This window comes from Pseudomonas sp. XP1, assembly GCF_053557675.1.
This window is the reverse complement of record NZ_JBNRIJ010000040.1, coordinates 15172-40127: the sequence shown is the minus strand read 5'-3', so window position 1 is coordinate 40127 and position 24956 is coordinate 15172. Positions and strand designations below refer to the sequence as shown.

Here is a 24956-nt window from a genome sequence, read left to right as displayed (position 1 = left end):
GCATTCAGCTTGCCATTCACCGCTCTCACTTCAGATTCTAATCCCCTCTCAAGACACAAGCTGGCTTGCCGGCGATGGGCCGCACAGCGGCCCCTTGCGGACACAGCGCCGCTGCTGTTCTATACTGCCGCTCTTTTTCCCCTAGTACCTGGATACCCGTTCGATGACCACCCTGCTGGCCCTGGATACCGCTACCGAAGCCTGTTCCGTCGCACTGCTGCATGACGGCATGGTAACCAGCCATTACGAGGTGATCCCGCGCATGCATGCCCAGAAGCTGCTGCCGATGATCAAGCAGCTGCTGGCCGAGTCCGGTGTGGCGCTGAATGCGCTGGATGCCATCGCCTTTGGCCGTGGCCCGGGCGCGTTCACTGGCGTGCGTATTGCCATCGGTGTGGTCCAGGGCTTGGCCTTTGCCCTGGAGCGCCCGGTTTTGCCGGTGTCCAACCTGGCCGCACTGGCCCAGGGCGCGCTGCGCGAACAGGGTGTGCAGCAAGTGGCGGCCGCCATTGATGCGCGCATGGATGAAGTGTATTGGGGCTGCTACCAGGCCACCGAAGGTGAAATGCGCCTGGTCGGCCAGGAGGCTGTGCTGCCGCCCGAGCAGGTGGCGCTGCCGGCGGGCAGCGCTGGCGAGTGGTTCGGCGCCGGTACCGGTTGGGGTTATGCCGAGCGCCTGGCAGTGCAAGTGGCCGCCAGCAATGCCAGTGCCTTGCCCAACGCGCTGGACATCCTCAGCCTGGCCAGCTTTGCCTGGGCGCGCGGCGAGGCGATCGCTGCCGAACAGGCGCAACCGGTCTACTTGCGCGATAATGTAGCGACACCCAAGAAACGCTGAGTGTTGTTCGTCGGTTATCGCCGATGACACTAAAACCTTTTGCGCGATCTGTGGTCCAGTTATCACTCGAGCATTAGCGATGGAATCCTGATGCTGCTAAATTGCCATCATTGGTTCTGAGTGCTCATGCCATGCGTATCGACGGTTTCTCACCGCAGTCCTACCCGATCAAGCGCACTCCGCGAAAAGCAGCGGTGCGTGACGAGGCCATCGATGATGCCGAGGTGATCGAGGAGGTCGATACCGCCCCTCAGGAAGCCGCCGCCCGCCGTCGCAGCGGTGGCCTGCCAGCCCGCCAGCAGGACATGATTTTCCCCCGCGCACGTGATCGGCGCACGGCTACCGCATTGGCCAGCTACCTGAGCACCGCCGGTTTTACCGACTGGGACATGGAAGTACTGGGGCTTGACCTGTACATTTAGTGGATGAGTCCATCACCACTGCCTTATTTTCTCGGTTGTCCGTCATGGAGCGAAAACGCCTGGCGCGACTACCTGTATCCCGCCGATGCCAACAGCAATGAAATGCTCGGCTATTACAGCCAGGTGTTCAACGCCGTCGAGGGCAATACCACTTTCTATGCACGTCCTGCACCCGGCACCATTGTGCGCTGGGCGCAGATCATGCCCGAACACTTTCGCTTCACTGCCAAGTTCCCCCGGGACATCAGCCATGAAGGCGACCTGCGCGATCAGCTGGAACCGGCCTTTGACTTCACCCGCCTGATGGCCCCGCTTGGTCAGCGCGTAGCGCCGTACTGGCTGCAGTTGCCGGCCCAGTTCAGCCCCGCACGGCTGGGCGAACTCTGCCACTTCCTTGACGAAGTCGGAGTGCCGGTGGCCGTGGAGGTGCGCAACCAGGCCTTCTTCGCCAAGGGTGAAGAAGAACGGTTGCTCAACCGCCTGCTGCATGAGCGAGGCGTGGAACGTATCTGCCTCGACCCGCGCGCCTTGTTCAGCTGCACCTCTCGTGACCCCGCCGTGCTGCATGCGCAGGCGAAGAAGCCCAAGGTACCGCCACGCCCGGCAGCCTTCAGCCAGCACCCCCAGGTGCGCTTCATCGGCCACCCGCAGCTGGAGGCCAATGAGGCTTTTCTTGCCCCTTGGGTAGACAAGATCGCCGCCTGGATCGAGGAAGGCCGCAACCCCTACATCTTCCTGCACACCTCGGACAACCGCCTGGCCGCGGCACTGGCCCAGCGCTTTCACCAACGCCTGATGCAGCGCCTGCCGGGCCTTGCCGCGTTGCCGGAATTGCCGCGCACCCCCGAGGTCGAACAACTGGGGCTACTCTGACCTTTCCCTGACTGCCGGAGGTTGAACCATGGATGTGCAAACCCTGCGAGCCGAAGCCTTCAAGGCCTTGCACGAGCGTGACAGCGCCTTCGTCATCCCCAACCCGTGGGATGCCGGCTCGGCCAAGTTGCTGGCCAGCCTGGGCTTCGAGGCGCTGGCCACCACCAGTGCCGGCTTGGCCTTCAGCCTGGGCCGTCCGGACGCCGAAGGCGCCTTGAGCCTGGACGATACCCTCGATAATGCTGGCGAGATCGTCGACGCCACCCCGTTGCCGGTGGCCGCTGACCTGGAGAACGGCTTTGGCGACCTGCCCGAGGATTGCGGCCAGACCATTCTGCGGGCTGCCGAAGTCGGCTTGGTGGGTGGCTCTATCGAGGATGCCAGTGGTCGCAGCGATACGCCGATCTATGATTTCGGGGTGGCAGTAGAGCGTGTGCGCGCAGCAGTTCAGGCGGCACGCAGCCTGCCGTTCCCGTTCATTCTTTGCGCCCGGGCAGAGAACCTGCTGCACGGGCGCATGGACCTGGACGACACCATCCTGCGTCTGCAAGCCTATGCCGAGGCCGGTGCCGATGTGCTCTACGCGCCCGGGCTGCGTACTGTCGAGGAAATCCGCGCGGTGGTGCAGGCCGTCGCGCCACGGCCGGTGAATGTGCTGATGGGCATGGCGGGCGTGCCGCTGAGCGTCAACCAGTTGCAGGACCTGGGTGTACGTCGCATCAGCGTCGGCTCATCGCTTGCCCGTGCCGCGTTGGGGGCCTTCCACCGGGCTGCGCTGGAGATTCGCGATGAGGGCACCTTCGGCTACGGTGAGCAGGCGCTGCCGTTCGCCCAACTCGACGAGCTGTTCCACCGCCGATGAGGGCGGTGCTGGCGTTGCTGGTCTGCCTGTCGTTGTTTGCGGGGCTGGCCTGGCACCTGGGTTGGCGTCTGCCCGCCGCATGGAGCCCTTGGGCGCCGCTGGATGTGCGTCAGCCACCCAACCTGTTGACTCCCTACAAACTGTCCCGCCTTCGCGATGACCCGGCACTCTGTCGCCTGGCGCTTCAAACCAGCCAGCTGCGCTACCGGGCACAAGCCGACAGCTCGGCTGCTGCCAACTGCCCATTGCGGAACGTATGGCGTATCGAAGGTGGTCAGGCGCGGCTCGGCGGCAGCTTTCTGGCCAGTTGTCCGTTGGCGGTGGCGTACGCACTGTTCGAAAAACATGGTCTGCAGCCTGCGGCGCAACGGGTGTTTGGGCAGCCGGTGGCACAGGTCGACCATCTGGGCAGTTTTGCCTGCCGCAATGTCTACCACCGCAAGCAGGGCAGGCTGAGCCAGCACGCCACGGCCGATGCCTTGGACATCAGTGGCTTTCGCCTGCGAGACGGCCAGCGCATTGTCCTTGCGCGGGACTGGCAGGCGGGTGGGCAGAAAGCGGAATTCCTTCGTCAGGTGCAGCAGGCAGCCTGTGACAGCTTCAGCACGGTACTGGGGCCGGACTACAACGCTGCACACCACAACCACTTTCATGTGGACATGGGCCGCTGGCAGATCTGTCGCTGAGCGTGGGCACGTTCAGGCGTGGGCGCGCACGTTGTTCAGCACCACCGGGCGTGCCCAGTGGATGTCGAACTCCAGATCGGTCTGCTGCTTGGCCAGGGTGGCGTCATCGAACGGCTCGGGGGCCGGGTCCAGCAGATTGGTCTCGAACTCGGCGATCGGCAGGAACAGCGAACGCGGGATAGGGCCGGGGCCGGGTTCGGCAATGGGGTGACCTTGGCTCATCACCACCGGGCGTAGCCAGCTGTTGCTGATATCGAGCTGACGCTGCTGCTCGATCAGCTCGGCTGCGCTGAACGGCTCGGGGGCAGGCGGCAGCAGATTGGCTTCGAGCTCTGCCTTGGGCAGAAACAGTGGCTCGGGCGGTGCCACCTCGGTGTCGTGTACCGGGCAGGCACGCTGGGCGTCGATCAGGGCCAGTGCACGGGCGCCGCCGATCGGCTCGCCGCTGCTCTGGTCGTATTGCACGAACGACTGGCTGACGCTGTCTACGGGCTCTTCCTGCTGCTCGGCCATGGCCCGGGCAAAGAAATCCTGCCAAAGGTGGCTGACGCCCCCCAGTGCCTGGGTGTTGTGCTGACTGTAGTTGCCGACAGGCGACAGGTAGGTCAAGCCGATGGGAAGAGTATCTGACATGGCAGTCGCGCGCGTTGTGCTCTGGCAGAATAGCGGGATATTGCCTGTATCGGCCGAAGTAGCCGATACATTAACGGCTGGGTTCAATTTCTAGGTGTGAATGATGGAAGAGCAGGGCACAGGTATCCGGGTCGAGGCGCTGTCGGCTGAATTCGAGGCGCAAGCCGCTGCGTGGGCGCAGCGCCTGGGGTTGCCGCTGCAGGACGATGCTGCCGGGTTTGCCGTGCAGGTTGGTGTTGATGGCTTGCAGATCCAGCAATTGGGCCCGCAGGCCCCGGGGCCGGTGCGGGTGGACTTTGTCGAAGGCCAGGCCGCGCACCGGCGCCTGTTCGGTGGTGGCAACGGGCAGATGATCGCCAAGGCGGTGGGCATTGCCCAAGGCGTGCGTCCGCAGGTGCTGGATGCCACTGCCGGGCTGGGCAAGGACGCGTTCGTGCTGGCCAGCCTTGGCTGCCAGATGACCCTGATCGAACGCCAGCCGCTGATTGCCGCGCTGCTGGAGGATGGCCTGGCGCGGGCGCGGTCGGATGAAGAGGTGGGGCCGATCGTCGGGCGCATGCGCCTGCTTGCCGGCAACGCCATCGAGCGCATGCGCGCCTGGGAGGGCGAGGCACCCCAGGTGATCTACCTCGATCCGATGTTCCCGCACCGGGACAAGAGTGCGCTGGTGAAGAAGGAAATGCGTGTGTTCCGGCCCTTGGTGGGGGATGACCTGGATGCCCCGGCCCTGCTCGAAGCTGCCCTGGCGCTGGCCAGCCACCGGGTGGTGGTGAAGCGGCCGCGCAAGGCGCCGATCATCGACGGGCCGAAGCCGAGCCATAGCCTGGAGGGCAAGTCGAGCCGGTATGACATTTACCCGAAGAAGGCCCTCAAGGCCTGAGCTGAGAGCTTCGGTATCCTGTAGGAGCAACTATCTTATGTTGCCTGTAAGGGCCCTATCGCCGGCAAGCCAGCTCCCACAGGTACTGCACAGCCCTGAGGACAGTGCGATCAAGGTGGGCGCTGGCTTGCCGGCGATGGGGCCAGTCCTGGCAGCCTGATGTCTCAGGGCTGGAACGCCCGCAGGAACACACCTACCACCTCGCGCACATGCGCCTCGGCCTCATCCCCCTCCAGCGGCCCCGCGCACCCCAGCAGCAACCGGTAATCCGGTGCGCCCTTGACCAGGCAGAAGAAGTGCTCCGCCGCACGCAGCGGGTTGTCGATGCGCAACAGCCCGCGCTCATGCGCCCTGCGCAGCAATGCCTCCATCCCCGCCAGCACGCGCTTGGGCCCGGCTTCGTAGAAGTACTCGCCAAAGCTCGGGTCGAGGCTGCCCTGGGCCATGATCAGGCGGCTGAGCTTGACCGCTTCATCGCTGCTGATCAGCGCCTGGAAGCCACGGGCAATGGTCAGCAGCACCTCTTCCACCGGTGCCCCTTCGGGGTACTCGAACAGCAGGTCGGGCAACTGGATCTGGCAGGTTGCCATGACCGCCGAGCAGAACAGCGTCTGCTTGTCGGTGAAGTGGCTGTATACGGTGAGCTTTGAAACACCTGCCGCCGCAGCGACCGCATCCATGCTGGTGTTGGCGTAGCCAAGGCTGAGGAACAGGGCCTTGGCTGCTTCGAGAATCGCCTCGCGCTTGGCCAGATCCTTGGGCCGGCCCGGGCCGATGGGGGCGTCGTTGGACATCGTGGTCTGCATCTGGTTGAAGATTCGCTCATCTTACCGGCTCAGACGCCATTCGGGTGAAACCGCTCCCACAACGCTCAATCACTGCTCTGCAAAAAACGGTACATACCCTTCCCGGCACCCACTGCCTCATTTAATATACTTGTCAGTATAAATATTCGATGTGCTCTCTGGGAAAGGATTCATCATGTTGCGCCATGCCTTGTCCATCGCTCTGTCCGCCGCTGCCGTGCTGTTGCTGGCGGCGTGCGGCCAGGAAGCCGCCCCACCTGCTGCGCCGCGCCCGGCGTTGGTGGTGCAGCCGCAGCCGGCCGAAGCCGCTGCCGACAGTTACCCCGGCGAAGTGCGGGCGCGCTTCGAGCCGGAACTGGCTTTCCGTATTGGCGGCAAGGTCAGCAAACGCCTGGTCGAGGAAGGGCAGCGGGTCAAGGCCGACCAGCCGCTGGCCGAGCTGGACCCGCAGGATGTGCGCCTGCAACTGGAAGCCAACCGTGCCCAGCTGGCCGCCGCCGAGGCCAACCTGTCGCTGGTGCGCGCCGAGCGCGATCGCTACCAGAAGCTGCTGGACCGGCAGATGGTCAGCCATTCCCAGTTCGATAACGCCGAAAACCTCTACCGCGCCGGCCTGGCCCGGCTGAAACAGGCCAAGGCCGAGTTCGACGTGGCTGGCAACCAGGCTGAATATGCCGTGCTGCGCGCACCCCAGGCCGGAGTGATCGCCAAGCGCCAGGTGGAAGTGGGCCAGGTGGTCGCCGCGGGGCAGACCGTGTTCACCCTGGCCGCCGATGGCGAACGGGAAGTGGCTATCGGCCTGCCGGAGCAGCAGTTCGCCCGCTTCGCCGTGGGCCAGCCGGTGAGCGTCGAGTTGTGGTCGCACCCGCAAGAGCGCTTCCAGGGGCGCATCCGCGAGTTGTCACCGGCCGCCGACCCGCGTTCGCGCACCTTCGCTGCCCGCATCGCCTTTACCACGGCTGCCACGCCGGCAGAGCTGGGCCAGAGCGCCCGGGTGTTCATCGCCCACGAAGGGCAGATCCCGCTGGCGGTGCCGCTGTCGGCAGTCACTGCGGAAAACGGCCAGGCCTACGTCTGGCGGGTCAACAAGGAAAGCCGCCTGGAGCGGGCCGTAGTGCGCCTGGGGCCCTACGGCGCCGACAGCGTACCCGTGCTTGAAGGCCTCGCCCCCGACGACTGGGTTGTCGCCGCAGGTGGCCATGTATTGCGCGAGGGCCAGGAGATACGCCCCGTGGACCGTACCAATCGCGTAGTGAACCTGACGGCCAAGGAGTAAGTCCCGATGGGTTTCAACCTTTCTGCCTGGGCGCTGCGCAACCGCCAGATCGTCCTGTTCCTGATGATCCTGCTGGCGGCCATTGGCGCCATGTCCTACACCAAGCTCGGCCAGAGCGAGGACCCACCGTTCACCTTCAAGGCCATGGTCATCCGTACCCTGTGGCCCGGTGCCACCGCTGAGGAAGTGTCCCGCCAGGTCACCGAGCGCATCGAAAAGAAGCTGATGGAAACCGGCGAGTACGAGCGAATCGTCTCGTTCTCCCGCCCGGGCGAATCGCAGGTCACCTTCATGGCCCGCGACTCGCTGCATTCCAAGGACATTCCCGAGCTGTGGTACCAGATCCGCAAGAAGGTCGCCGACATCCGCCACACCTTGCCGCCGGAAATCCAGGGCCCGTTCTTCAATGACGAGTTCGGCACCACCTTCGGCAATATCTATGCACTGACCGGTGAGGGCTTCGACTACGCGGTGCTCAAGGACTATGCCGACCGTATCCAGATCCAGTTGCAGCGGGTCAAGGATGTAGGCAAGGTCGAGCTGATCGGCCTGCAGGACGAGAAAATCTGGATCGAGCTCTCCAACCTCAAGCTGGCCACCCTCGGCGTGCCGCTGGAGGCCGTGCAGCAGGCCCTGCAGGAGCAGAATGCGGTCAGCACCGCTGGCTTCTTCGAAATGCCCAGCGAGCGCCTGCAACTGCGGGTGAGCGGGCGCTTCGACAGCGTCGAGCAGATTCGCCAGTTCCCCATCCGCGTGGGTGACCGCACCTTCCGTATCGGCGATGTGGCCGAGGTGCACCGCGGCTTCAACGACCCGCCCGCACCGCGCATGCGCTTCATGGGCGAGGATGCCATTGGCCTGGCGGTTTCGATGAAGGATGGCGGCGACATCCTGGTGCTGGGCAAGGCACTGGAAAGCGAGTTCGAGCGCCTGGCGCGCAGCCTGCCAGCCGGCATGGAGCTGCGCAAGGTCTCTGACCAGCCGGCAGCGGTCAAGGCTGGTGTGGGCGAGTTTGTCCAGGTGCTGGTCGAGGCGCTGGTCATCGTGCTGCTGGTGAGCTTCTTCTCGCTGGGCCTGCGCACGGGGCTGGTGGTGGCGCTGGCCATACCGCTGGTGCTGGCCATGACCTTCGCCTCCATGCACTACTTCGGCATCGGCCTGCACAAGATCTCCCTTGGCGCGCTGGTGCTGGCCCTGGGCTTGTTGGTCGATGACGCGATCATTGCCGTGGAAATGATGGCGATCAAGATGGAGCAGGGCTACGACCGCCTCAAGGCGGCCAGCTACGCCTGGAGCAGCACCGCCTTCCCGATGCTCACCGGCACCCTGATCACGGCGGCGGGGTTCCTGCCCATTGCCACAGCAGCCTCCAGTACGGGCGAATACACCCGTTCGATCTTCCAGGTAGTGACCATTGCCTTGCTGACCTCCTGGGTGGCTGCCGTGGTATTCGTGCCTTACCTGGGTGAGCGCCTGCTGCCGGACCTGGCCAAGCTGCATGGCGCGCGCCATGGCAAGGATGGCCACGCGCCAGACCCTTACGCCACACCGTTCTACCAGCGTGTACGGCGGGTGGTCGAATGGTGCGTGCGGCGGCGCAAGACGGTGATCCTGCTGACCGTTGCCGCCTTTGTCGGCAGTATCCTGTTGTTCCGCTTCGTGCCCCAGCAGTTTTTCCCGGCCTCCGGGCGCCCGGAACTGATGGTCGACCTGAAACTGGCCGAGGGTGCCTCGCTGGCCAACACCGCCGAGCGGGTCAAGCAACTTGAGGTGTTGCTCAAGCAGCAGGAGGGTATCGACAACTACGTGGCCTACGTGGGCACCGGTTCCCCGCGTTTCTACCTGCCGCTGGACCAGCAGCTGCCGGCGGCCAGCTTCGCCCAGTTCGTGGTACTGGCCAAGTCGATGGAAGACCGCGAGCGCCTGCGCAGCTGGCTGATCAGCACCGTGGACCAGCAGTTCCCCGACCTGCGTGCCCGGGTCACCCGCCTGGAAAACGGCCCGCCCGTGGGGTATCCGGTGCAGTTCCGGGTGACTGGCGAGCACATCGAGAAGGCGCGTGCGCTGGCGCGCGAAGTGGCCGACAAGGTGCGCCAGAACCCGCATGTGGTGAACGTGCACCTGGACTGGGAAGAGCCGAGCAAGGCGGTGTTCCTCGAGATCGATCAGGACCGCGCCCGCGCCCTGGGCGTGAGCACCGCTCACCTGTCGAGCTTCCTGCAAAGCTCGCTGACCGGCACCACGGTCAGCCAGTACCGCGAGGACAACGAGCTGATCGAGATCCTGCTGCGCGGCACCCGGCAGGAACGCAGCGAGCTGGGCAACCTCGGCAGCCTGGCGCTGCCGACCGACAATGGCCAGAGCGTGGCGCTGTCGCAGGTTGCGACACTGGAGTACGGCTTCGAAGAAGGCATCATCTGGCACCGTAACCGTTTGCCGACGGTGACCGTGCGCGCCGATATCTACGACAAGGAGCAGCCGGCGACGCTGGTGAAACAGATAGAACCGACCCTGCGTGACATTCGTGCCAAGCTGCCGGATGGTTATTTGCTGGAAGTGGGCGGCACGGTCGAGGACTCCGAGCGTGGGCAGAAGTCGGTGAATGCCGGCATGCCGCTGTTCGTGGTGGTGGTGCTGAGCTTGCTGATGATCCAGCTGCGCAGCTTCTCGCGCACGGTGATGGTGTTCCTCACTGCGCCGCTGGGGCTGATTGGCGTGACCTTGTTCTTGCTGGTATTCCGCCAGCCGTTCGGCTTTGTCGCCATGCTTGGCACCATTGCCCTGGCGGGGATGATCATGCGCAACTCGGTGATTCTGGTGGACCAGATCGAGCAGGACATCGCGGCGGGGCTGGATCGCTGGCAAGCGATCATCGAAGCCACGGTGCGGCGCTTCCGCCCGATCGTGCTGACCGCACTGGCAGCGGTGCTGGCGATGATTCCGTTGTCGCGCAGTGTGTTCTACGGGCCGATGGCGGTGGCGATCATGGGCGGGTTGATCGTGGCCACGGTGCTGACCCTGCTGTTCCTGCCGGCGTTGTATGCGGCGTGGTTCAGGGTGAAGAAGGGCTGAAGACCGCAGGGGAGGGCTTTGCCCTCCTATCGCGACACAAGGCCGCTCCTACAAAGGTCCTGCATTCGCCGATCAATGTAGGAGCGGCCTTGTGTCGCGATGGGCTGCAAAGCAGCCCCCAGGGCCCTCAGAGGGCGCCGAAGACCTTCTTGGCCAGGCTGGTAGCCGCTTCAGCCGGGTTCTGGCGAATGCTCTGCTCCTGCTTGGCAATCATCTCGAACAGGCCATCCAGTGCCTTTTCAGTCACGTAGTTCTCGATGCTGGCGCTCTTGGCATCGACCACACCCAATGCCACTGCCTGCCCGGCAAAGTTGTTGTACTGCTGAGCCAGGCCAACCTTGTCGGTAGCCTGCTTGACGATCGGCAGGAACTTGGCGCGGATCTGCTCGCGGCTGCTCTTGTTCAGGTACTGGGTGGCCGAGTCGTCACCGCCGCCGAGGATGCCCTTGGCATCGGTCACACTCATGTTCTTCACGGCATCCACCAGAATCGCCTGGGCCTGCGGCACGGCAGCCTCGGCGGCCTTGTTCATGCTGGTTTCCAGGGCTTCGACCTGTTCACCCTTGCCGAACATCTTCATCGCCTTGGCGGCCTTGCCCAGGTTGCCTGGCAGTTCGATGCGCACGTCAGGGTTGTTGCTGAACCCACCCGGGGTGCTCAGTTGCTTGACGGCCAGTTGTGCGCCTTGGGTCAGGGCATCCTTCAGGCCGCCGGTGGCGTCCTTTTGGGTCAGGTCGCCCAGCGACAGGGCCAGGGCACTGGCCGATAGCAGCAGGCCGGCACACAGGGTGGTGAAACGCAGGGAAGTGCGGATCATGAAGCTTTCCTTGTAAACAGATGAATACGGATATCAGCGGACTGGATCGACCTTGATCCGCACGGGCTGTGGGTCACTGCCGTCAAGCATGACGCCGTGGTGTTCGGTGTTGATGAACAGCAGCTTGCCGTCCAGCTCGATGCGCGCGCTTACCGCATAGCGGTGGCCGGGCTTGACCTGGGCCGGGTCGTAGGTGAGGTGGAATGGCAGCGGTACGTTGCCTTTGACCGGGCCGGCCTGGCGGGCCAGGGTCACCGCCGGGGCGTCCATCAACGAGACGTCCTGCAGTTCCACGCTGAGGGTGGCGGCAGGTGGCAGGGCGCTGCGCTGCAGGTAGAAGACTTCGCCATCCAGGCTGGCCTGGTTGGACGGGGTGTGGCTGGAACAGGCTGCGAGCAAGGATGCGCAACACAGCATAAAGAGCTTTTTCATGGTATCTCCGAAGTCCTTGGCGTTGGCTTGTGGCCAACCCCAGGGACTTTAGCGGATTTCTTCTGGCGGGTCCTTGATGAAGATACGACAAAGAGAGGGGTGAGCAACGCGAAGCGCAATATTCAGCTACGGCGCGGCGGTCGCAGGCCGACTGCATCCAGTTTGCTTGAAACGGTCAGGCCGCCCTGTGCAGTCCACAGGGTGGCACCGACAGGTGAGTGTTTCAGGTGGCAACCGGGTCGACAGTTACCCGTTGTGTACCCGATACAGTGGCTGGTTCTATCGAGTGACGGCTGGTGTTGATGTAGCGCAGTTTGCCGTCTACCTCGATGCGCACGGCGAGGGCATAGCTGCGGCTTGGGTCGATAATGCTGGTATCGAAAGTCAGCGGCAGATTGATCGGCATCAGGCCGCCACAACGCAGGCGCAGCTCGGCAAGGCTGATGGAGCGTGCATCTGCTTTGGTGATATCGATCAGCCTCAATTCAACCAGTCCGGATGGCGCAAGCGTGTTATCGCCTGAGGAAACGATTTCAACGTCCAGCGTCTTCATTTGAGTCATGTTGGTGCTCCTTGAGAGGGATGGGCTTGAAGTAGCGCCGTGATCCTGATCCCTCCCAAGGGCCGAGAGCAGCCTGAAAAACTACCTTTGCATGACCTCTGCAGGCTCATCTCGGTGCAATGCCACCTGGCGGATCGACAGGCGCAGTTCCGCCGACAGCACGCGCTTGGCCACGCCTTCGGCCAGCTCGCCGAGCTTGTCGTGATAACCCAGCTTGCCCTGGGCATCTGCATGCAGCACGCCTTGCTCGAGCAGGGTCTGGATGAAGTGGCGGAACAGGGTCTTGTCGAAGAACTCCGGGGCGTTCAGGCCGTGCAGGATCGACAGGCGCTGGGCCATCATCACGCACAGGTCTTCCAGTTCTTCGGCGCTGAGGCTGTTCTGCCCGCTGTTCAGCAGCAGCGAGGTGGCCATGTAGAAACGCTGCAGGGTCTGGGTGATGGTGCGGGCGAGCAGGGCCAGCAACACGAACTGCCGCGAACTGGGTGCCGGGCGAATGTAGGTGTCGTTGTCCTGGCGCAGCAGCCCTTGCTCGACCAGCGCGGCCAGCCACTGGTCAATCACCTCATCCAGTTGCTCCGGCGACCAGCGCAGGAACAGTTCGGCCTGCAGGTAAGGGTACAGCGCGTGCACATACTGGCCCAGCAGTTCGCGGCTCATGCGCGAGCTGCTGAGGAAGAAGCTCGCCAGCAGCGCCGGCAGGGCGAAGATGTGCAGCACGTTGTTACGGTAATAGGTCATCAGTACCGCGTTGCCTTCATCCAGGTACAGGATGCGACCCAAGGCGTCCTTCTGCTCGGCCACCAGGTTCATCCCGCGCACGTGTTCGATCAGCGCCTGGCCGTCGCCATCCGGCAGGGTGGTGTGCGGCGAGTAGGGCACCTGGCGCAGCAAGGTCAGGTACAGGTCGAGCACGCGGGTCAAGGCGCGCTCGTCCAGGGCCAGGCGGCTGGTGGACAGCAGAGCCAGGGCCACCAGGTTGACCGGGTTGATCGCGGCCGCCTCGTTGAGGTGACGAGCCACGGTTTCGCCCAGGCGGGCGGTGGTTGCATTGAGCCAGGCCGGGCGGTACTGCGGGCCGTGATCCTGTTCGCGCCAGCCGGGCTGTTGCTGGTCGAGGAAGCCGGCCAGGCGGATCGGCTCGCCGAAGTTCACGTATACCTGGCCAAAGCGCTGTTTTAGCGCGCCAAATACCTTGAAGATATCGAAGATCGACTCTTTCTTCTTGCTGGCACCGCGCAGTTCGCCCAGGTAGGTGCGGCCTTCGAGCACGCGCTCGTAGCCGATGTACACCGGCACGAACACGATCGGCGTGCGCGACGAACGCAGGAAGCTGCGCAGGGTAATGGCCAGCATCCCGGTGCGCGGCTGCAGCATGCGCCCGGTGCGCGAGCGGCCGCCTTCGACGAAGTACTCCACCGGGAAGCCCTTGGTGTACAGGGTATGCAGGTACTCGTTGAACACCGCGGTGTACAGCGGGTTGCCCTTGAACGTGCGGCGCATGAAGAAGGCACCGCCACGACGCAACAGGTTACCCACCAGTGGCATGTTGAGGTTGATGCCCGCGGCCACGTGCGGTGGTGTCAGGCCGTTGCGGAACAGCAGGTACGACAGCAGCAGGTAGTCGATATGGCTGCGGTGGCACGGCACATAGATTACTTCGTGGCCGGGTGCGATGCCTTGCACCTGCTCGATATGGTTGACCTTGATGCCGTCGTAGATCTTGTTCCAGAACCAGCTCAGCACCACTTCGAGGAAGCGGATCGCGGTGTAGGTGTAGTCCGAGGCAATCTCGTTGCCATAGCGCAGGGCCTGGGCTTCGGCCTTGGCCAGCGGCAGGTTTTCGCGCTGCGCCTCATCGACGATGGCCTGGCGCACCTGGGGCGCGTGGATCAGGCCTTTGACCAGGTTGCGACGGTGCGAGATGTCCGGGCCTATGACGGCGGTCTTCAGGTTGCGAAAGTGCACGCGCATCAGGCGCTGGGCCATACGTACGGTGCGTTCGTGGCCCTTGTTGTGCTGTACCAGTTCGCGCAGGTGGATGGGCGCGGAGAACTGCACCCGGGTCTTGCGCCCGAGGATCAGCACGGTCAGCAGCCGGCGCAGGCGCCCGGTAACCGCCCAGCTGTCGGCGAACAGCAACTTCCACGGGCTGGATTCACTTGCCGGGGTCTGGCCCCAGAACACACTGACCGGAATGATCTGCGCATCCTCTTCGGCATGCTGGCTGACGGCGGCGACCAGGCGCTCCAGGGTAGGCGGGGCACCGCGCTTGTCGTGGCGGCCGAGCCAGTCCGGGTCCGGGGTCAGGTAGAAGAATGCCGCCGGCTCCTGCAGCGGGCCGACCGCCACCGGTAGCACCGGGCGCGGCAGACCTGCCTTGGTGCATTCGTGGTCGAGCACGGCCAGGTCGGTGAGCGCGGGCGAGGGCAGGGCATAGAACACCGGGCGGCTGCGGTCGAGCTTGAGGGTGAGGGAGGACTGGTTGATGGTCTCGGAGCGCACCCACAGGTACAACAGGCGACGCAGGGCGCCGAAGATCAGGCGGCGCAGGGGGGAACGGGTCATGGGGTGTGTGCCCTGGGAGTGATTTTCAGGTGGGTATCCAGCCAATTAGTCTGCCGTATCCGCGCAAGTTCAGCAAAAATCGCCGAACGGCGCGACGGTCATCAAATTTTTTTGTTCTGTGTCATATACTCGGCCTGCCACTTGCAAGATATTTGCGCAAGCGGCGTCGACACAGGGAGGGACTCTGTGTCTGCAAGGCGATCTTCACAATAAAAATCCGGAGTAGTTCAGATGTCGTCTCGTGAGACTGGGAATGTAAAGTGGTTCAACGATGCCAAGGGTTATGGCTTCATTCAGCGCGAAGGTGGTGCGGATGTATTCGTCCACTATCGGGCGATCCGCGGTGAGGGGCATCGTACCCTGGTCGAAGGTCAGCGGGTGGAATACGCCTGCGTGCAGGGCCAGAAAGGCCTGCAAGCCGAGGACGTAGTGGGCCTCTGAGCCTCATGCTGTAAGGCTTGTTGTGGGAGCTGGCTTGCCGGCGATCACCGGCGAAGCCGATGCCAGGCACCGTGTTGCCTGCATCGCCGGCAAGCCGGGCTCCCGCAACGAATGCAGTGCATTCATGTACGCCAGGTGATTTCCTCTTCACCGTCGGCGCTGATGCGGACCCAACGGTCGGCATCTTCTTCCCCATCTTCCTCCACCCAGCCACCTGGCGCGCAGCGCACTTCCACGCCCAGTGCGGCAAATGCGGCGCGGGCGCAGGCGACATCATCGGCCCACGGCGTCTGGTCGCTTTCCAGGTACAGGCTGTTCCATTTCCCTACAGCCTTGGGTAGCCAGGTGACCGGAATGTTACCGGCCTGGCATTTGAAGGTATGGCCTTTCTGCTTCCATTCGCTGCATGGGCCGATTGCCTGGGCGAGCCACTCGGCAATCTGTTTGTGGTCGACGTCGGCGTCCTTCAGGTAGATCTCGATATCAGGTTGGCGCATAAGGGCTCCGGGTGTGCTCAGTCTTGGCGCACGAAATAGTCATAACGCATGGAAACCGTGACCTCGAACGGATCGGGCTGGTCGATTACCCGGGCACGTTTTTCGGCACTGGCACGCCAGCCGTGCGGGGTCATGGCCAGCAGGTCGGCGCGGGCCTTGGGCGCGGCCAGGCTCAGGCGGAACTCCAGGGTTTCGCTGTGGGCATGGGCCATGCCTTCGGGCACCAGGGCCAAGTGTTTGTCGTCGGCGTAAGGGCGTACTTCATCGTAGAGCACTTCGCGCAGTTCCATCAGGTGGCCGCTGGTGGGGCCGACCCGCATCAGGCCGCCGCCGGGGCTGAGCAGGCGCTTGGCCTCGGCCCAGTCCAGCGGGCTGAACACGCTGGCGATGAACTGGCAGCTGGCGTCGGCAAGCGGCACGCGGGCCATGCTGGCGACCATCCAGGTAACTTCGGGTGCGCGGCGGCAGGCACGCTTGACTGCCTCACGGGAGATGTCCAGGGCGTAGCCGTCGGCAGCTGGCAGGGCTTGGGCGATTTGCGCAGTGTAGTAACCCTCGCCACAGCCGATGTCCAGCCAGGCTCCGGGCTGGCGCTCGGCGGCCAGTTCGGCTAGGCGGCGCGCCACCGGCGCATAGTGGCCGGCGTCGAGGAAATCGCGGCGGGCTTCTACCATGGCCTGGTTGTCACCCGGGTCGCGGCTGTTCTTGTGCTGCACCGGCAGCAGGTTCAGGTAACCCTGGCGGGCCCGGTCGAAGCGGTGGCCGGCCGGGCACACCACACCGTTGTCGAGCCGGCTCAGTGGTGCCTGGCAAAGAGGGCAGGCGAGCATCAGGCGAGCAACCGGACCAGGGTCTGGTAATAGATTTCGGTCAGCAGATCAAGGTCGCTTGCCAGGATCCGTTCATCCACCTGGTGGATGGTGGCGTTGACCGGGCCGAGCTCGACCACCTGGGTGCCCATGGTGGCGATGAAGCGGCCATCGGAGGTACCGCCGCTGGTCGACGGCTGGGTGTCACGGCCGGTGACGCCCTTGATGCTGGCCGAGACGGCGTCCAGCAATTCGCCCGGCTCGGTGAGGAACGGCAGGCCCGACAGCGCCCAGTCGATCGACCAGTCCAGTTCATGCTTGTCGAGGATCGCCGACACCCGCGCCTGCAGGCCTTCGACGGTGGACTCGGTGGAGAAGCGGAAGTTGAACAGTGCGGTCAGCTCGCCTGGGACCACGTTGGTGGCGCCGGTGCCGGAGTTGAGGTTGGAGATCTGGAAGCTGGTCGGCGGGAAGAACGCATTGCCTTCATCCCAGTGCTCGGCCGCCAGTTCCGCCAGGGCCGGTGCGGCCAGGTGGATCGGATTGCGCGCCAGGTGCGGGTAGGCCACATGGCCCTGCTTGCCGCGTACGGTCAGCTTGGCGCCCAGCGAGCCACGGCGGCCGTTCTTGACCACGTCACCCAGCAGGGTGGTGCTGGACGGTTCGCCGACGATGCACCAGTCCAGGCGCTCGTTGCGTGCTTTCAGGCGCTCGACCACGGCCTTGGTGCCATGGTGGGCCGGGCCTTCCTCGTCGCTGGTGATCAGGAACGCGACCTTGCCGCGGTGCCCCGGGTAGTCCTGCACGAAGCGCTCGCTGGCAATAACCATGGAGGCCAGGCTGCCTTTCATGTCGGCGGCGCCACGGCCGCAGAGCATGCCGTCGGCGTCGATCAGCGCTTCGAACGGCTCATGCTGCCATTGCTGCACCGGGCCGGTGGGGACCACGTCGGTGTGGCCGGCAAAGCACAGCACCGGGCCATCCTGGCTGCCGTGGGTGGCCCAGAAGTTGTCGACGTCCTCGAAGCGCATCGGCTCGAGCTGGAAGCCCACGGCGCCCAGGCGGTTCATCATCTGCGCCTGGCAGTCGGCGTCGACGGGGGTGACCGAGGGGCGGCGGATCAGGTCGCAGGCCAGTTGAAGGGTAGGCGAGAGCTCGGTAGGGGCCGTCATGGGGGACTCCGGGGCAAGGCAAGGCGGGGAAATCTGAGGGGCGTTATCTTATATCAAATGGATGTAAAAGGTACGACCGGATTGGCCTAGGTGATGGCGCAACGTTTTCAGTGGCATGTGCAACGTTTGTTATTGGCTAAACACCCTTCACCCAGTTGCATATGAATGGCGCCATGTGCGGGTATCAGAAAGGCTTGTTTTTACCTGTGACAGCGGCAGTTATCCTGCTGATAACTGCCGCTGTTTCTTTAGAGTTGGTTAATGCCGAGGCTGGTAATTGTAATGTTCCTGCCGCCATTGTCGGCATTTTCTGCCCACATATTTACATAGGTTGTTTCATCATTGATTTTTTCGCGAGCCATTAGCATGAGAGGTACCAGCACTTCACTGATTTCAGTTTCGTAGGTTGTTTCGTTCGTATTTATCGTGCACCGAAGGCTGTCTTTTCGTTGATTCAAGTAGCTAAAGCTGATGCGGGTTGGTTCAATTTTGAAAGAGTTTTCTGTTGGACGCTGCTGGCACATCATTGTTCACTCCTGGTAATTAACTTAGAGCGTTCAGCGTAGGAGTTCCCCTGTTTGTCAACAACTATCAGAATTGCCAGGTACGTGGGCGCGTGAATGCCTCTGGTGGACGCGGTCTGCCCGGGTTTTTATTAGGAACCGCACCGAATGCCATGCCTGCGACGCTGGGGTCATTGAAGTTCCAGCTAAACGGAACTTCAATTTTGCATAGCGCGCGTCAGCACGTGGTGGCCTCGGCGGGCACTTGAGAGAAGAGGCCCAGAACGCTGGTCGGCGTCGAACAGCGTCTGGAATGGCTCAAACGGCCATTTTCCCGCCTGGCCGTGGGGCCGGTTCGCGGTCACTTCTGAATATCAGGCCGTTCCAGCACCCCTCAAGCCTGTTGCGGTTCGGCAGCCTTTTCCCCGGGCTTGGGCAGCGAAGACAGGAACGCCATCACCAGCGCCGCCACATAAGGCAACGACTGCACCAGCAACATTGCCACCCAGAAGCGCATGTCCGAGCTCGGCAGCCCCTGTACCAGGTAGATGCCCAGCGCTGCGCCCCACAGCAGCAACATGATGAACAGCTCTTCCCGCGCCTCGGAAATCGCCACCAGCAGCCCGTGGCTGTCGGCGTTCTTCGGTGTGCGGAAGAACGGCATGCTGCTGGTGAAGAACCCGTACAGCACCGCCTTGGCGATGGTATGCGACAGCGCCAGCCCCGCCAGCGCCGCAGCAAAGGCATCCTTCAGGTTCACCCCTACCGCGCGGCGGTAGAGGAAGATGATCTTGCCGACCTTGAAGAAGAACAGTGCCAGCGGCGGAATGGCAAAGATCATCAGCGGCGGGTCGACCCGGTGCGGCACGATGATCATCGCCGCCGACCACAGCAGCGCGCCGATGGTGAAGAAGATGTTCATGCCATCGGCGATCCACGGCAGCCAGCCGGCCAGGAAGTGGTAGCGCTGGCCGCGGGTCAGCTCGCTGCCCTTGCCGCGCAGCAGGGCGCTGGCGTGGTGCTTGATGATCTGAATGGCGCCGTAGGCCCAGCGGAAGCGTTGCTTCTTGAAGTCGATGAAGGTATCGGGCATCAGGCCCTTGCCGTAGCTGTTGTGGGCATAGGCGGCCGACAGGCCCTTCTCGAATACCCGCAAGCCCAGTTCGGCGTCCTCGCAGATGCACCACTCGGCCCAGCCCAGCTCTTCCAGCACACTGCGCCGGGTCATGGTCATGGTGCCGTGCTGGATGATCGCGTCACGGTCGTTGCGGGTGACCATGCCGATGTGGAAGAAGCCCTTGTATTCGCTGTAGCACAGCTTCTTGAAAGCGCTTTCGTGCTGGTCGCGGTAGTCCTGCGGCGACTGCACCACGGCAATCTTTGGGTCGGCGAAGTGCGGCACCATGTGCTTGAGCCAGTTGCGGTCGACGCAGTAGTCCGAGTCGATCACCGCGATCACCTCGGCGTCCTTGGCGGTGTGCGGGATCAGGTAGTTCAGCGCGCCGCCCTTGAAACCGGCCAGGGGCGCGACATGGAAGAATTTGAAGCGCTCGCCGAGTTTCTCGCAATGGGCCTTGAGCGGCTCCCACACGGCCGGGTCCTTGGTGTTGTTGTCGATCACCAGCACTTCGTAGTCGGGGTAATCCAGCGCTGCCAGTGCGTCAAGGGTCTGTTTTACCATCTCCGGCGGCTCGTTGTAGCACGGTACGTGCACCGACACCTTGGGCCGGTAGGCGCTGTCGGCCTGCACCGGCAGGAATTCGCGCCGGCGCTTGTGTATCCATACCGCCTCGGCCAGTTCGTGGGCCTCGGTCAGCAGCACGATGAACACGCCCAGCGCGCCGAGGGCCAGCAGCACGCCCACGGTCAGGCTGAACCAGGTGCTGTATTGCTGGCTGTAGTCGTAGGCGATCCATACCAGCACCGAACCGCACAGGAAGGTGATGAAGGTGAGGAAGGTACGGCCACGCTGGCGCAGGGCCGAACCGTCGATGAACAGCACCATCAGGGCGATCATTGCCAGCACCACCGAGGCCACCGCCAGGGCGCGCCATTGGGGGATCGCCACCACCGGGCCGTCGAAGTTGAATTTTTGCTGGCGCTCGGCGTTGTACACGCCCCAGTAGGCGCCCACCGAGCCTTCGTCACTGGCCTTCCACGGCTGGTCGTAGGCCTCGATCACGAAGTAATTGTAACCGCGGCGGTTGAGGGTGTTGACCAAGGTACGCAGGTAGATGGCCTGGTCGGCCTGGGTAGCATCGGCGCCGCCGCGCATGCGGCCGTTGCTCGGCCAGCCGACTTCCGACAGCAGCAGGGGTTTGCGCGGGAACTGGTGCTTCAGCTCGCGGGCGCGGTCGAGCACGAACTCCACCGAATCCTTCATCGGCACGAACTCCCAGTACGGCAGGATGTGCGCGGCAATCAGGTCGACGTGCTTGGCCAACTGCGGGTTTTCCTTCCAGATGTGCCACTGCTCACTGGTGGTCACCGGCACCTTGACCGCTGCGCGTACCCGGTCCAGGTACTTGATCAGGTTTTCCGGGGTGACTTCTTCGCGGAACAGTGCCTCGTTGCCGACCACAACCCGCACCACGCTGCGCGAGGTGTTGGCCAGCTGGATGGCCGTGGCGATTTCGCGTTCGTTGCGCTCCAGGTCCGGGCTGATCCAGATGCCCAGCGTCACCCGCAGGCCGAATTCCTCGGCCAGGCGCGGGATATCCGCCTGGGTGCCCTCCACGGTGTAGATCCGGATGCTGTCGGTCAGTTTGCTCAACTGCTCCAGGTCCTGGCGCATCTCGTCGTCACTGGGGTACTGGCCCTTCTGCGGGCTTTCGCCCAGGCGGAACGGTGAATACGAGAAGCCGGATATCTGTTCTGGCCAGGCGGGGGCGGATACCGGGCGGTTGATCAGCGCCCAGAACCCGGTGAACAACGCGGCGATGGCCAGGACCACTACCAGGTTCAGGCCGAATTTACGTGAAGACATTGTCGTCCATATGTGTCGAAGTGATAGGACATTAAAGCAGGGTTGGTAGTCTCTTTCCTAACGATGCAGGCCATGGGCCCCCTGGCATATAATGCGCGCCGGTTTTTTGGGGTATGAACATGAGCACAGAAGATCCACGCTTCGCCGGTGTCGCCCGGCTTTATGGCGACCAGGGGTTGCACCGTCTGGGCCAGGCCCATGTGGCCGTGGTCGGTATTGGCGGGGTAGGCTCGTGGGCGGCGGAAGCGCTGGCCCGCAGTGGCGTGGGCGAGATCACCCTGTTCGACCTCGACGATGTGTGCGTCAGCAACACCAACCGCCAGGCCCATGCGCTGGAAGGGCAGGTGGGGCGGCCCAAGGTCGAGGTCATGGCCGAGCGCCTGCGGGCGATCAACCCGGCGTGCACGGTGCATGCTGTGGCCGACTTCGTCACCCGCGACACCATGGTCGAGTACATTACCGAGAACCTCGACTGTGTGATCGACTGCATCGACAGTGTAATGGCCAAGGCGGCGCTGATCGCCTGGTGCCGGCGGCGCAAGATCGCCATCGTCACCACCGGTGGCGCCGGTGGGCAGATCGACCCGACACAGATCCAGATCGCCGACCTGAACAAGACCTTCAATGACCCGCTGGCCTCGCGGGTGCGCTCCACCCTGCGCCGCGATTACAACTTTTCGCGCAATGTCAGCCGCAATTATGGCGTGCCGTGCGTGTTCTCCAGCGAACAGCTGCGCTACCCCAAGGGCGATGGCAGCGTTTGCCTGCAGAAAAGCTTTGTGGGCGAGGGCGTGCGGTTGGACTGCTCGGGTGGCTTTGGCGCGGTGATGATGGTGACCGCGACCTTTGGCATGGTGGCGGCGAGCAAGGCGGTGGAGAAGCTGGTGGCGGGGGCGCGGCGGCCTTCGGAGCGGGTCAAGCCTGAATAGACCGCGTGGGCTTCTTCGCGGGCTTGCCCGCTCCCACAGGTACTGCATCTCTCTCAAGAAAGGTGAAAATCCTGTGGGAGCGGGCGAGCCCGCGAAGAAGCCAGCACCGATTCAACGGTTGGACGCCAGCTCCGCCATCCGCTGCAACACCGCATGCAGCCCGTTGCTGCGCGACGGCGACAGCTGGCGCTCAAGCCCCAGCTGTGTGAACCACTCACGCAGATCGAGCCCGGCAAGCTCTTCACTGGCCAACCCCTGCACCCGTACCAGCAACAACGCAAGCAGCCCACGCAACAGGCGCGCATCGCTGCTGGCCTTGAACCGCCACAAACCCTCTGCCTGCTCGGCCACCAGCCATACCAGGCTTTCGCAGCCATGCACCCGGTTGGCCTCGGTCTTGTCAGTTTCATCCAGCGGTTCCAGCCGGTCGCCCCACTGCATCAGCAGCCGCGCGCGTTGCTCCCAGCCCTTGCCCTGCTCGAAAGCTTCCAGCGCCTGGCGCGCCTGGTCCGGCAAGCTCATCGCAACAACTCCAGGCCTTGATCCAGCGCCTCGAAGAAACGCTGCAAGTCCTCGCTGTCGTTATACAGCCCCAATGAAACGCGGATCGCTCCCTCCAGGCCCAAGCCCTTCAGCAGCGGCATGGCACAGTGGTGCCCGGCACGCACGGCAATGCCTTGCTCGGTCAGCAGATGGGCGATGTCGGCATTGTGCACGCCTTCGATGACGAAACTGGCAAGCGCCGCCTGCGGCATGCCGAGGATGCGCACGCCATCGCGGTCTGCCAGGCCGCGCAACAGGTGCTGGTGCAGGCTGGTTTCATGGGCTTCGAGTGCCTGGGCATCGAGGCTGGCCAGGTAGTCCAGGGTCGCACCCAGGCCGATCACCCCGGCGATCGGCGGCGTGCCGGCCTCGAACCCCAGCGGCGCCGGGCGGAAGCTGGCGCTGTGGTACTCGGCCAGTTGCACCATCTCGCCGCCGAACTGCCAGTGGTGCAGCAGGTCCAGCGCCTGGCTGCGCCCGTACAGCACACCAACGCCCTCCGGGCCGTACAGCTTGTGACTGGAGAACACATAGAAGTCGCAGTCAAGCTGCTGCACATCATGGCGGCCATGCACCACGCCCTGGGCACCGTCGACCACGGTCAGCGCGCCTTGGGAGCGGGCGTGGGCCAGCAGTGCCGGTAACGGTTGCCAGGTGCCCAGCACGTTGGACAGCTGGCTCACCGCCAGCACCCGGGTACGCGGGCCGATCAGTTGCAGCGCCTGGTCCAGGTCGATGCGGCCATGGGCATCCAGCGGCAGCACCACCAGGCGCAGGTTGCGTCGACGCGCCAGCTGTTGCCAAGGCAGCAGGTTGGCATGGTGCTCCAGGGCGCTGACGGCAATCTCGTCACCGGCCTCGAAGCGGTATTCCAGGCCATAAGCCAGCAGGTTCAGTGCCGAAGTGGCGCCGTGGGTGAAGATGATCTGCCGCGAGTCTGGTGCATTGAGCCAGGCGGCAACCTTGTCGCGGCTGGTTTCGAAGGCCTGTGTGGCCAGTGCGCCGGGCAAGTGCTGGGCACGGTGCACGTTGGCCGCGCCATGGCCGTAGTAATGGCTCAGGGCATCGAGCAGGGCTTGCGGCTTCTGGGTGGTGGCGGCGCTGTCCAGGTAGGTCTGGTGCTGCCGTTGCAGGGCGGCGATGGCGGGAAAATCGGCACGCCAGGGAGAGGGCTGGAACATGGTCGCGGGGCCTGGAATGAAAATCGGGTCTGGCGTGGTGCCAGACCCGATCTTAACATCTCAAACGCTGAGATTCCGCTGTTCGCGAGCAAGCTCGCGTCTACAGGGGGTGACGGATTCTCAGTTGTGCGCGTGCAGCGCCTCGTTCAGCTCGATGGCCGACTTGTGGGTCTTGCACTCTACCGCGCCGTTCAGCGAATTGCGGCGGAACAGCAAGTCGGTCTGGCCGGCCAGGTCGCGGGCTTTGACCACTTTGACCAACTGGTTGTTCTCGTCCAGCAGGTTCACCTTGGTACCGGCGGTGATGTACAGGCCAGCTTCGACGGTATTACGGTCGCCCAGCGGAATGCCGATACCAGCGTTGGCGCCGATCAGGCAGCCTTCGCCTACCTTGATGACGATGTTGCCGCCACCGGACAGGGTGCCCATGGTCGAGCAGCCGCCGCCCAGGTCCGAGCCCTTGCCGACGAATACGCCAGCGGAAACGCGGCCTTCGATCATGCCCGGGCCTTCGGTGCCAGCGTTAAAGTTGACGAAGCCTTCGTGCATGATGGTGGTGCCTTCGCCGATGTAGGCGCCCAGGCGCACGCGAGCAGTGTCGGCGATACGCACGCCGGCCGGGACCACGTAGTCGGTCATTTTCGGGAACTTGTCCACCGAGAACACTTCCAGCAGTTCGCCCTTCAGACGCGCTTCGAGTTGCAGTTCGGCGAGCTCGGCCAGGTCGACCGCGCCCTGGTTGGTCCAGGCCACGTTCGGCAGCAGCGGGAAGATGCCAGCCAGGCTCAGGCCGTGCGGCTTGACCAGGCGGTGCGACAGCAGGTGCAGCTTGAGGTAGGCCTCTGGGGTCGAGGTCAGCGCGGCGTCTTCGGCCAACAGGGTGGCGACCAGCGGCTTGTGGCTTTCGGCCAGGCGGGTCAGCAGAGCGGCCTGGGCAGCATCCACACCTTTTACGGCTTCGGCCAGTTGCGCGGCCTGGGCGTTGCTGAAAGCGATGGCCTGGTTGCCACCTTGGTAACCGAGAACAGGGGCTACTGCAGCGACCAGTTCGGCACTCGGGTTGAGCAGCGGTTGTGCGTAGAACACTTCCAGCCAGGCGCCCTGGCGGTTCTGGGAGCCGACACCGAAGGCCAGGCTGAACAGGGTATTGGACATGTGATTACCTCGT

At 63.8% G+C, this 24956-nt stretch carries 24 protein-coding genes; 10 read left to right on the top strand and 14 right to left on the bottom strand.

Translation table 11 applies throughout. The annotated features are described in order from the left end of the window. Positions 1-163: 163 nt before the first annotated feature. From tsaB to ACK1U9_RS23145, 5 genes are all read left to right on the top strand, one after another. Positions 164-838 (top strand): tRNA (adenosine(37)-N6)-threonylcarbamoyltransferase complex dimerization subunit type 1 TsaB, encoded by a 675-nt coding sequence (gene tsaB / locus ACK1U9_RS23165; protein WP_108479794.1) that lies wholly within the window; start codon positions 164-166, stop codon positions 836-838. A gap of 131 nt (positions 839-969) precedes the next feature. Continuing rightward, entirely contained in the window at positions 970-1260 is a 291-nt protein-coding gene (locus ACK1U9_RS23160) for a hypothetical protein (protein WP_046616117.1), read from the top strand. A 3-nt stretch (positions 1261-1263) separates the two neighbouring features. Further along, positions 1264-2133 carry a DUF72 domain-containing protein gene (locus tag ACK1U9_RS23155; RefSeq protein WP_046616118.1) on the top strand — a complete coding sequence of 290 codons (870 nt, stop codon included), beginning with the start codon at positions 1264-1266 and terminating at the stop codon, positions 2131-2133. A 28-nt stretch (positions 2134-2161) separates the two neighbouring features. Next, positions 2162-2995, top strand: a complete 834-nt coding sequence (locus tag ACK1U9_RS23150; protein ID WP_449110210.1) for an isocitrate lyase/PEP mutase family protein — start codon at positions 2162-2164, stop codon at positions 2993-2995. Further along, a complete protein-coding gene (locus tag ACK1U9_RS23145; RefSeq protein WP_196173936.1) occupies positions 2992-3681 on the top strand; it encodes an extensin-like domain-containing protein in 690 nt (229 codons plus the stop codon). The genes ACK1U9_RS23150 and ACK1U9_RS23145 overlap by 4 nt, the downstream gene beginning before the upstream one ends. Positions 3682-3693: 12 nt before the next feature. Here ACK1U9_RS23145 and ACK1U9_RS23140 read toward each other — a convergent pair whose 3' ends face one another. Continuing rightward, the gene (locus ACK1U9_RS23140; protein ID WP_085601955.1) at positions 3694-4314 is read right to left on the bottom strand and encodes an energy transducer TonB; all 621 of its coding nucleotides are present in this window, start codon (positions 4312-4314) and stop codon (positions 3694-3696) included. A 103-nt stretch (positions 4315-4417) separates the two neighbouring features. On the opposite strand from ACK1U9_RS23140, the gene ACK1U9_RS23135 reads away from it, so the two are divergent. Then, positions 4418-5194: a class I SAM-dependent methyltransferase gene (locus ACK1U9_RS23135; protein WP_046616122.1), complete on the top strand. Its 777-nt coding sequence runs from the start codon at positions 4418-4420 to the stop codon at positions 5192-5194. Between the two features lie 164 nt (positions 5195-5358). On the opposite strand, the gene ACK1U9_RS23130 is transcribed toward ACK1U9_RS23135, so the two are convergent. Next, a complete protein-coding gene (locus tag ACK1U9_RS23130; protein ID WP_108479789.1) occupies positions 5359-6000 on the bottom strand; it encodes a TetR/AcrR family transcriptional regulator in 642 nt (213 codons plus the stop codon). A 175-nt stretch (positions 6001-6175) separates the two neighbouring features. On the opposite strand from ACK1U9_RS23130, the gene ACK1U9_RS23125 reads away from it, so the two are divergent. Both ACK1U9_RS23125 and ACK1U9_RS23120 read left to right on the top strand, forming a co-directional pair. Then, on the top strand, positions 6176-7276 hold the full coding sequence (locus ACK1U9_RS23125) for an efflux RND transporter periplasmic adaptor subunit (protein WP_085601958.1): 1101 nt from the start codon (positions 6176-6178) through the stop codon (positions 7274-7276). Between the two features lie 6 nt (positions 7277-7282). Then, on the top strand, positions 7283-10348 hold the full coding sequence (locus ACK1U9_RS23120) for an efflux RND transporter permease subunit (RefSeq protein ID WP_449110209.1): 3066 nt from the start codon (positions 7283-7285) through the stop codon (positions 10346-10348). Positions 10349-10475: 127 nt separating this feature from the next. Here the strand turns inward: ACK1U9_RS23120 and ACK1U9_RS23115 are convergent, their stop codons facing one another. The 4 genes from ACK1U9_RS23115 to plsB form a co-directional block, all read right to left on the bottom strand. Continuing rightward, a complete protein-coding gene (locus ACK1U9_RS23115) occupies positions 10476-11165 on the bottom strand; it encodes a DUF4197 domain-containing protein (RefSeq protein WP_402951036.1) in 690 nt (229 codons plus the stop codon). 33 nt (positions 11166-11198) lie between these two features. Continuing rightward, on the bottom strand, positions 11199-11597 hold the full coding sequence (locus ACK1U9_RS23110) for a YbaY family lipoprotein (protein ID WP_046616128.1): 399 nt from the start codon (positions 11595-11597) through the stop codon (positions 11199-11201). A 223-nt stretch (positions 11598-11820) separates the two neighbouring features. Next, on the bottom strand, positions 11821-12159 hold the full coding sequence (locus ACK1U9_RS23105) for a YbaY family lipoprotein (protein ID WP_108480688.1): 339 nt from the start codon (positions 12157-12159) through the stop codon (positions 11821-11823). Positions 12160-12240: 81 nt separating this feature from the next. After that, on the bottom strand, positions 12241-14727 hold the full coding sequence (gene plsB / locus ACK1U9_RS23100) for a glycerol-3-phosphate 1-O-acyltransferase PlsB (RefSeq protein ID WP_085601962.1): 2487 nt from the start codon (positions 14725-14727) through the stop codon (positions 12241-12243). A gap of 231 nt (positions 14728-14958) precedes the next feature. Between plsB and ACK1U9_RS23095 the strand changes: the two genes are divergently transcribed. Continuing rightward, positions 14959-15168, top strand: coding sequence for a cold-shock protein (locus ACK1U9_RS23095; protein WP_003252255.1), 210 nt, complete (start codon positions 14959-14961; stop codon positions 15166-15168). 122 nt (positions 15169-15290) lie between these two features. Here the strand turns inward: ACK1U9_RS23095 and ACK1U9_RS23090 are convergent, their stop codons facing one another. The 5 genes from ACK1U9_RS23090 to ACK1U9_RS23070 all read right to left on the bottom strand — a co-directional run bounded on the left by ACK1U9_RS23090 (position 15291) and on the right by ACK1U9_RS23070 (position 21135). Further along, complete coding sequence (locus ACK1U9_RS23090; RefSeq protein WP_003257701.1) at positions 15291-15665, bottom strand: hypothetical protein; 375 nt, start codon at positions 15663-15665, stop codon at positions 15291-15293. Between the two features lie 17 nt (positions 15666-15682). Continuing rightward, positions 15683-16495 carry a putative RNA methyltransferase gene (locus ACK1U9_RS23085; RefSeq protein ID WP_085601963.1) on the bottom strand — a complete coding sequence of 271 codons (813 nt, stop codon included), beginning with the start codon at positions 16493-16495 and terminating at the stop codon, positions 15683-15685. Next, positions 16495-17646, bottom strand: coding sequence for a succinyl-diaminopimelate desuccinylase (gene dapE, locus ACK1U9_RS23080; RefSeq protein ID WP_085601964.1), 1152 nt, complete (start codon positions 17644-17646; stop codon positions 16495-16497). Before dapE ends, ACK1U9_RS23085 begins: the two co-directional genes overlap by 1 nt. 248 nt (positions 17647-17894) lie before the next feature. Next, complete coding sequence (locus tag ACK1U9_RS23075; RefSeq protein WP_449110208.1) at positions 17895-18173, bottom strand: hypothetical protein; 279 nt, start codon at positions 18171-18173, stop codon at positions 17895-17897. Positions 18174-18543: 370 nt separating this feature from the next. Further along, positions 18544-21135, bottom strand: a complete 2592-nt coding sequence (locus ACK1U9_RS23070; protein WP_085601965.1) for a glycosyltransferase — start codon at positions 21133-21135, stop codon at positions 18544-18546. A gap of 119 nt (positions 21136-21254) precedes the next feature. Here ACK1U9_RS23070 and tcdA point away from each other — a divergent pair, with 119 nt between their 5' ends. After that, positions 21255-22064 (top strand): tRNA cyclic N6-threonylcarbamoyladenosine(37) synthase TcdA, encoded by an 810-nt coding sequence (tcdA, locus tag ACK1U9_RS23065; protein WP_166674220.1) that lies wholly within the window; start codon positions 21255-21257, stop codon positions 22062-22064. A 111-nt stretch (positions 22065-22175) separates the two neighbouring features. Here tcdA and ACK1U9_RS23060 read toward each other — a convergent pair whose 3' ends face one another. From ACK1U9_RS23060 to dapD, 3 genes are all read right to left on the bottom strand, one after another. Then, positions 22176-22586: a SufE family protein gene (locus ACK1U9_RS23060; protein ID WP_449110207.1), complete on the bottom strand. Its 411-nt coding sequence runs from the start codon at positions 22584-22586 to the stop codon at positions 22176-22178. Further along, positions 22583-23788, bottom strand: coding sequence for a cysteine desulfurase (locus ACK1U9_RS23055; RefSeq protein ID WP_449110206.1), 1206 nt, complete (start codon positions 23786-23788; stop codon positions 22583-22585). The genes ACK1U9_RS23060 and ACK1U9_RS23055 overlap by 4 nt, the downstream gene beginning before the upstream one ends. Before the next feature lie 120 nt (positions 23789-23908). Then, entirely contained in the window at positions 23909-24943 is a 1035-nt protein-coding gene (gene dapD, locus ACK1U9_RS23050) for a 2,3,4,5-tetrahydropyridine-2,6-dicarboxylate N-succinyltransferase (protein ID WP_063911503.1), read from the bottom strand. Between the last annotated feature and the right edge of the window lie 13 nt (positions 24944-24956).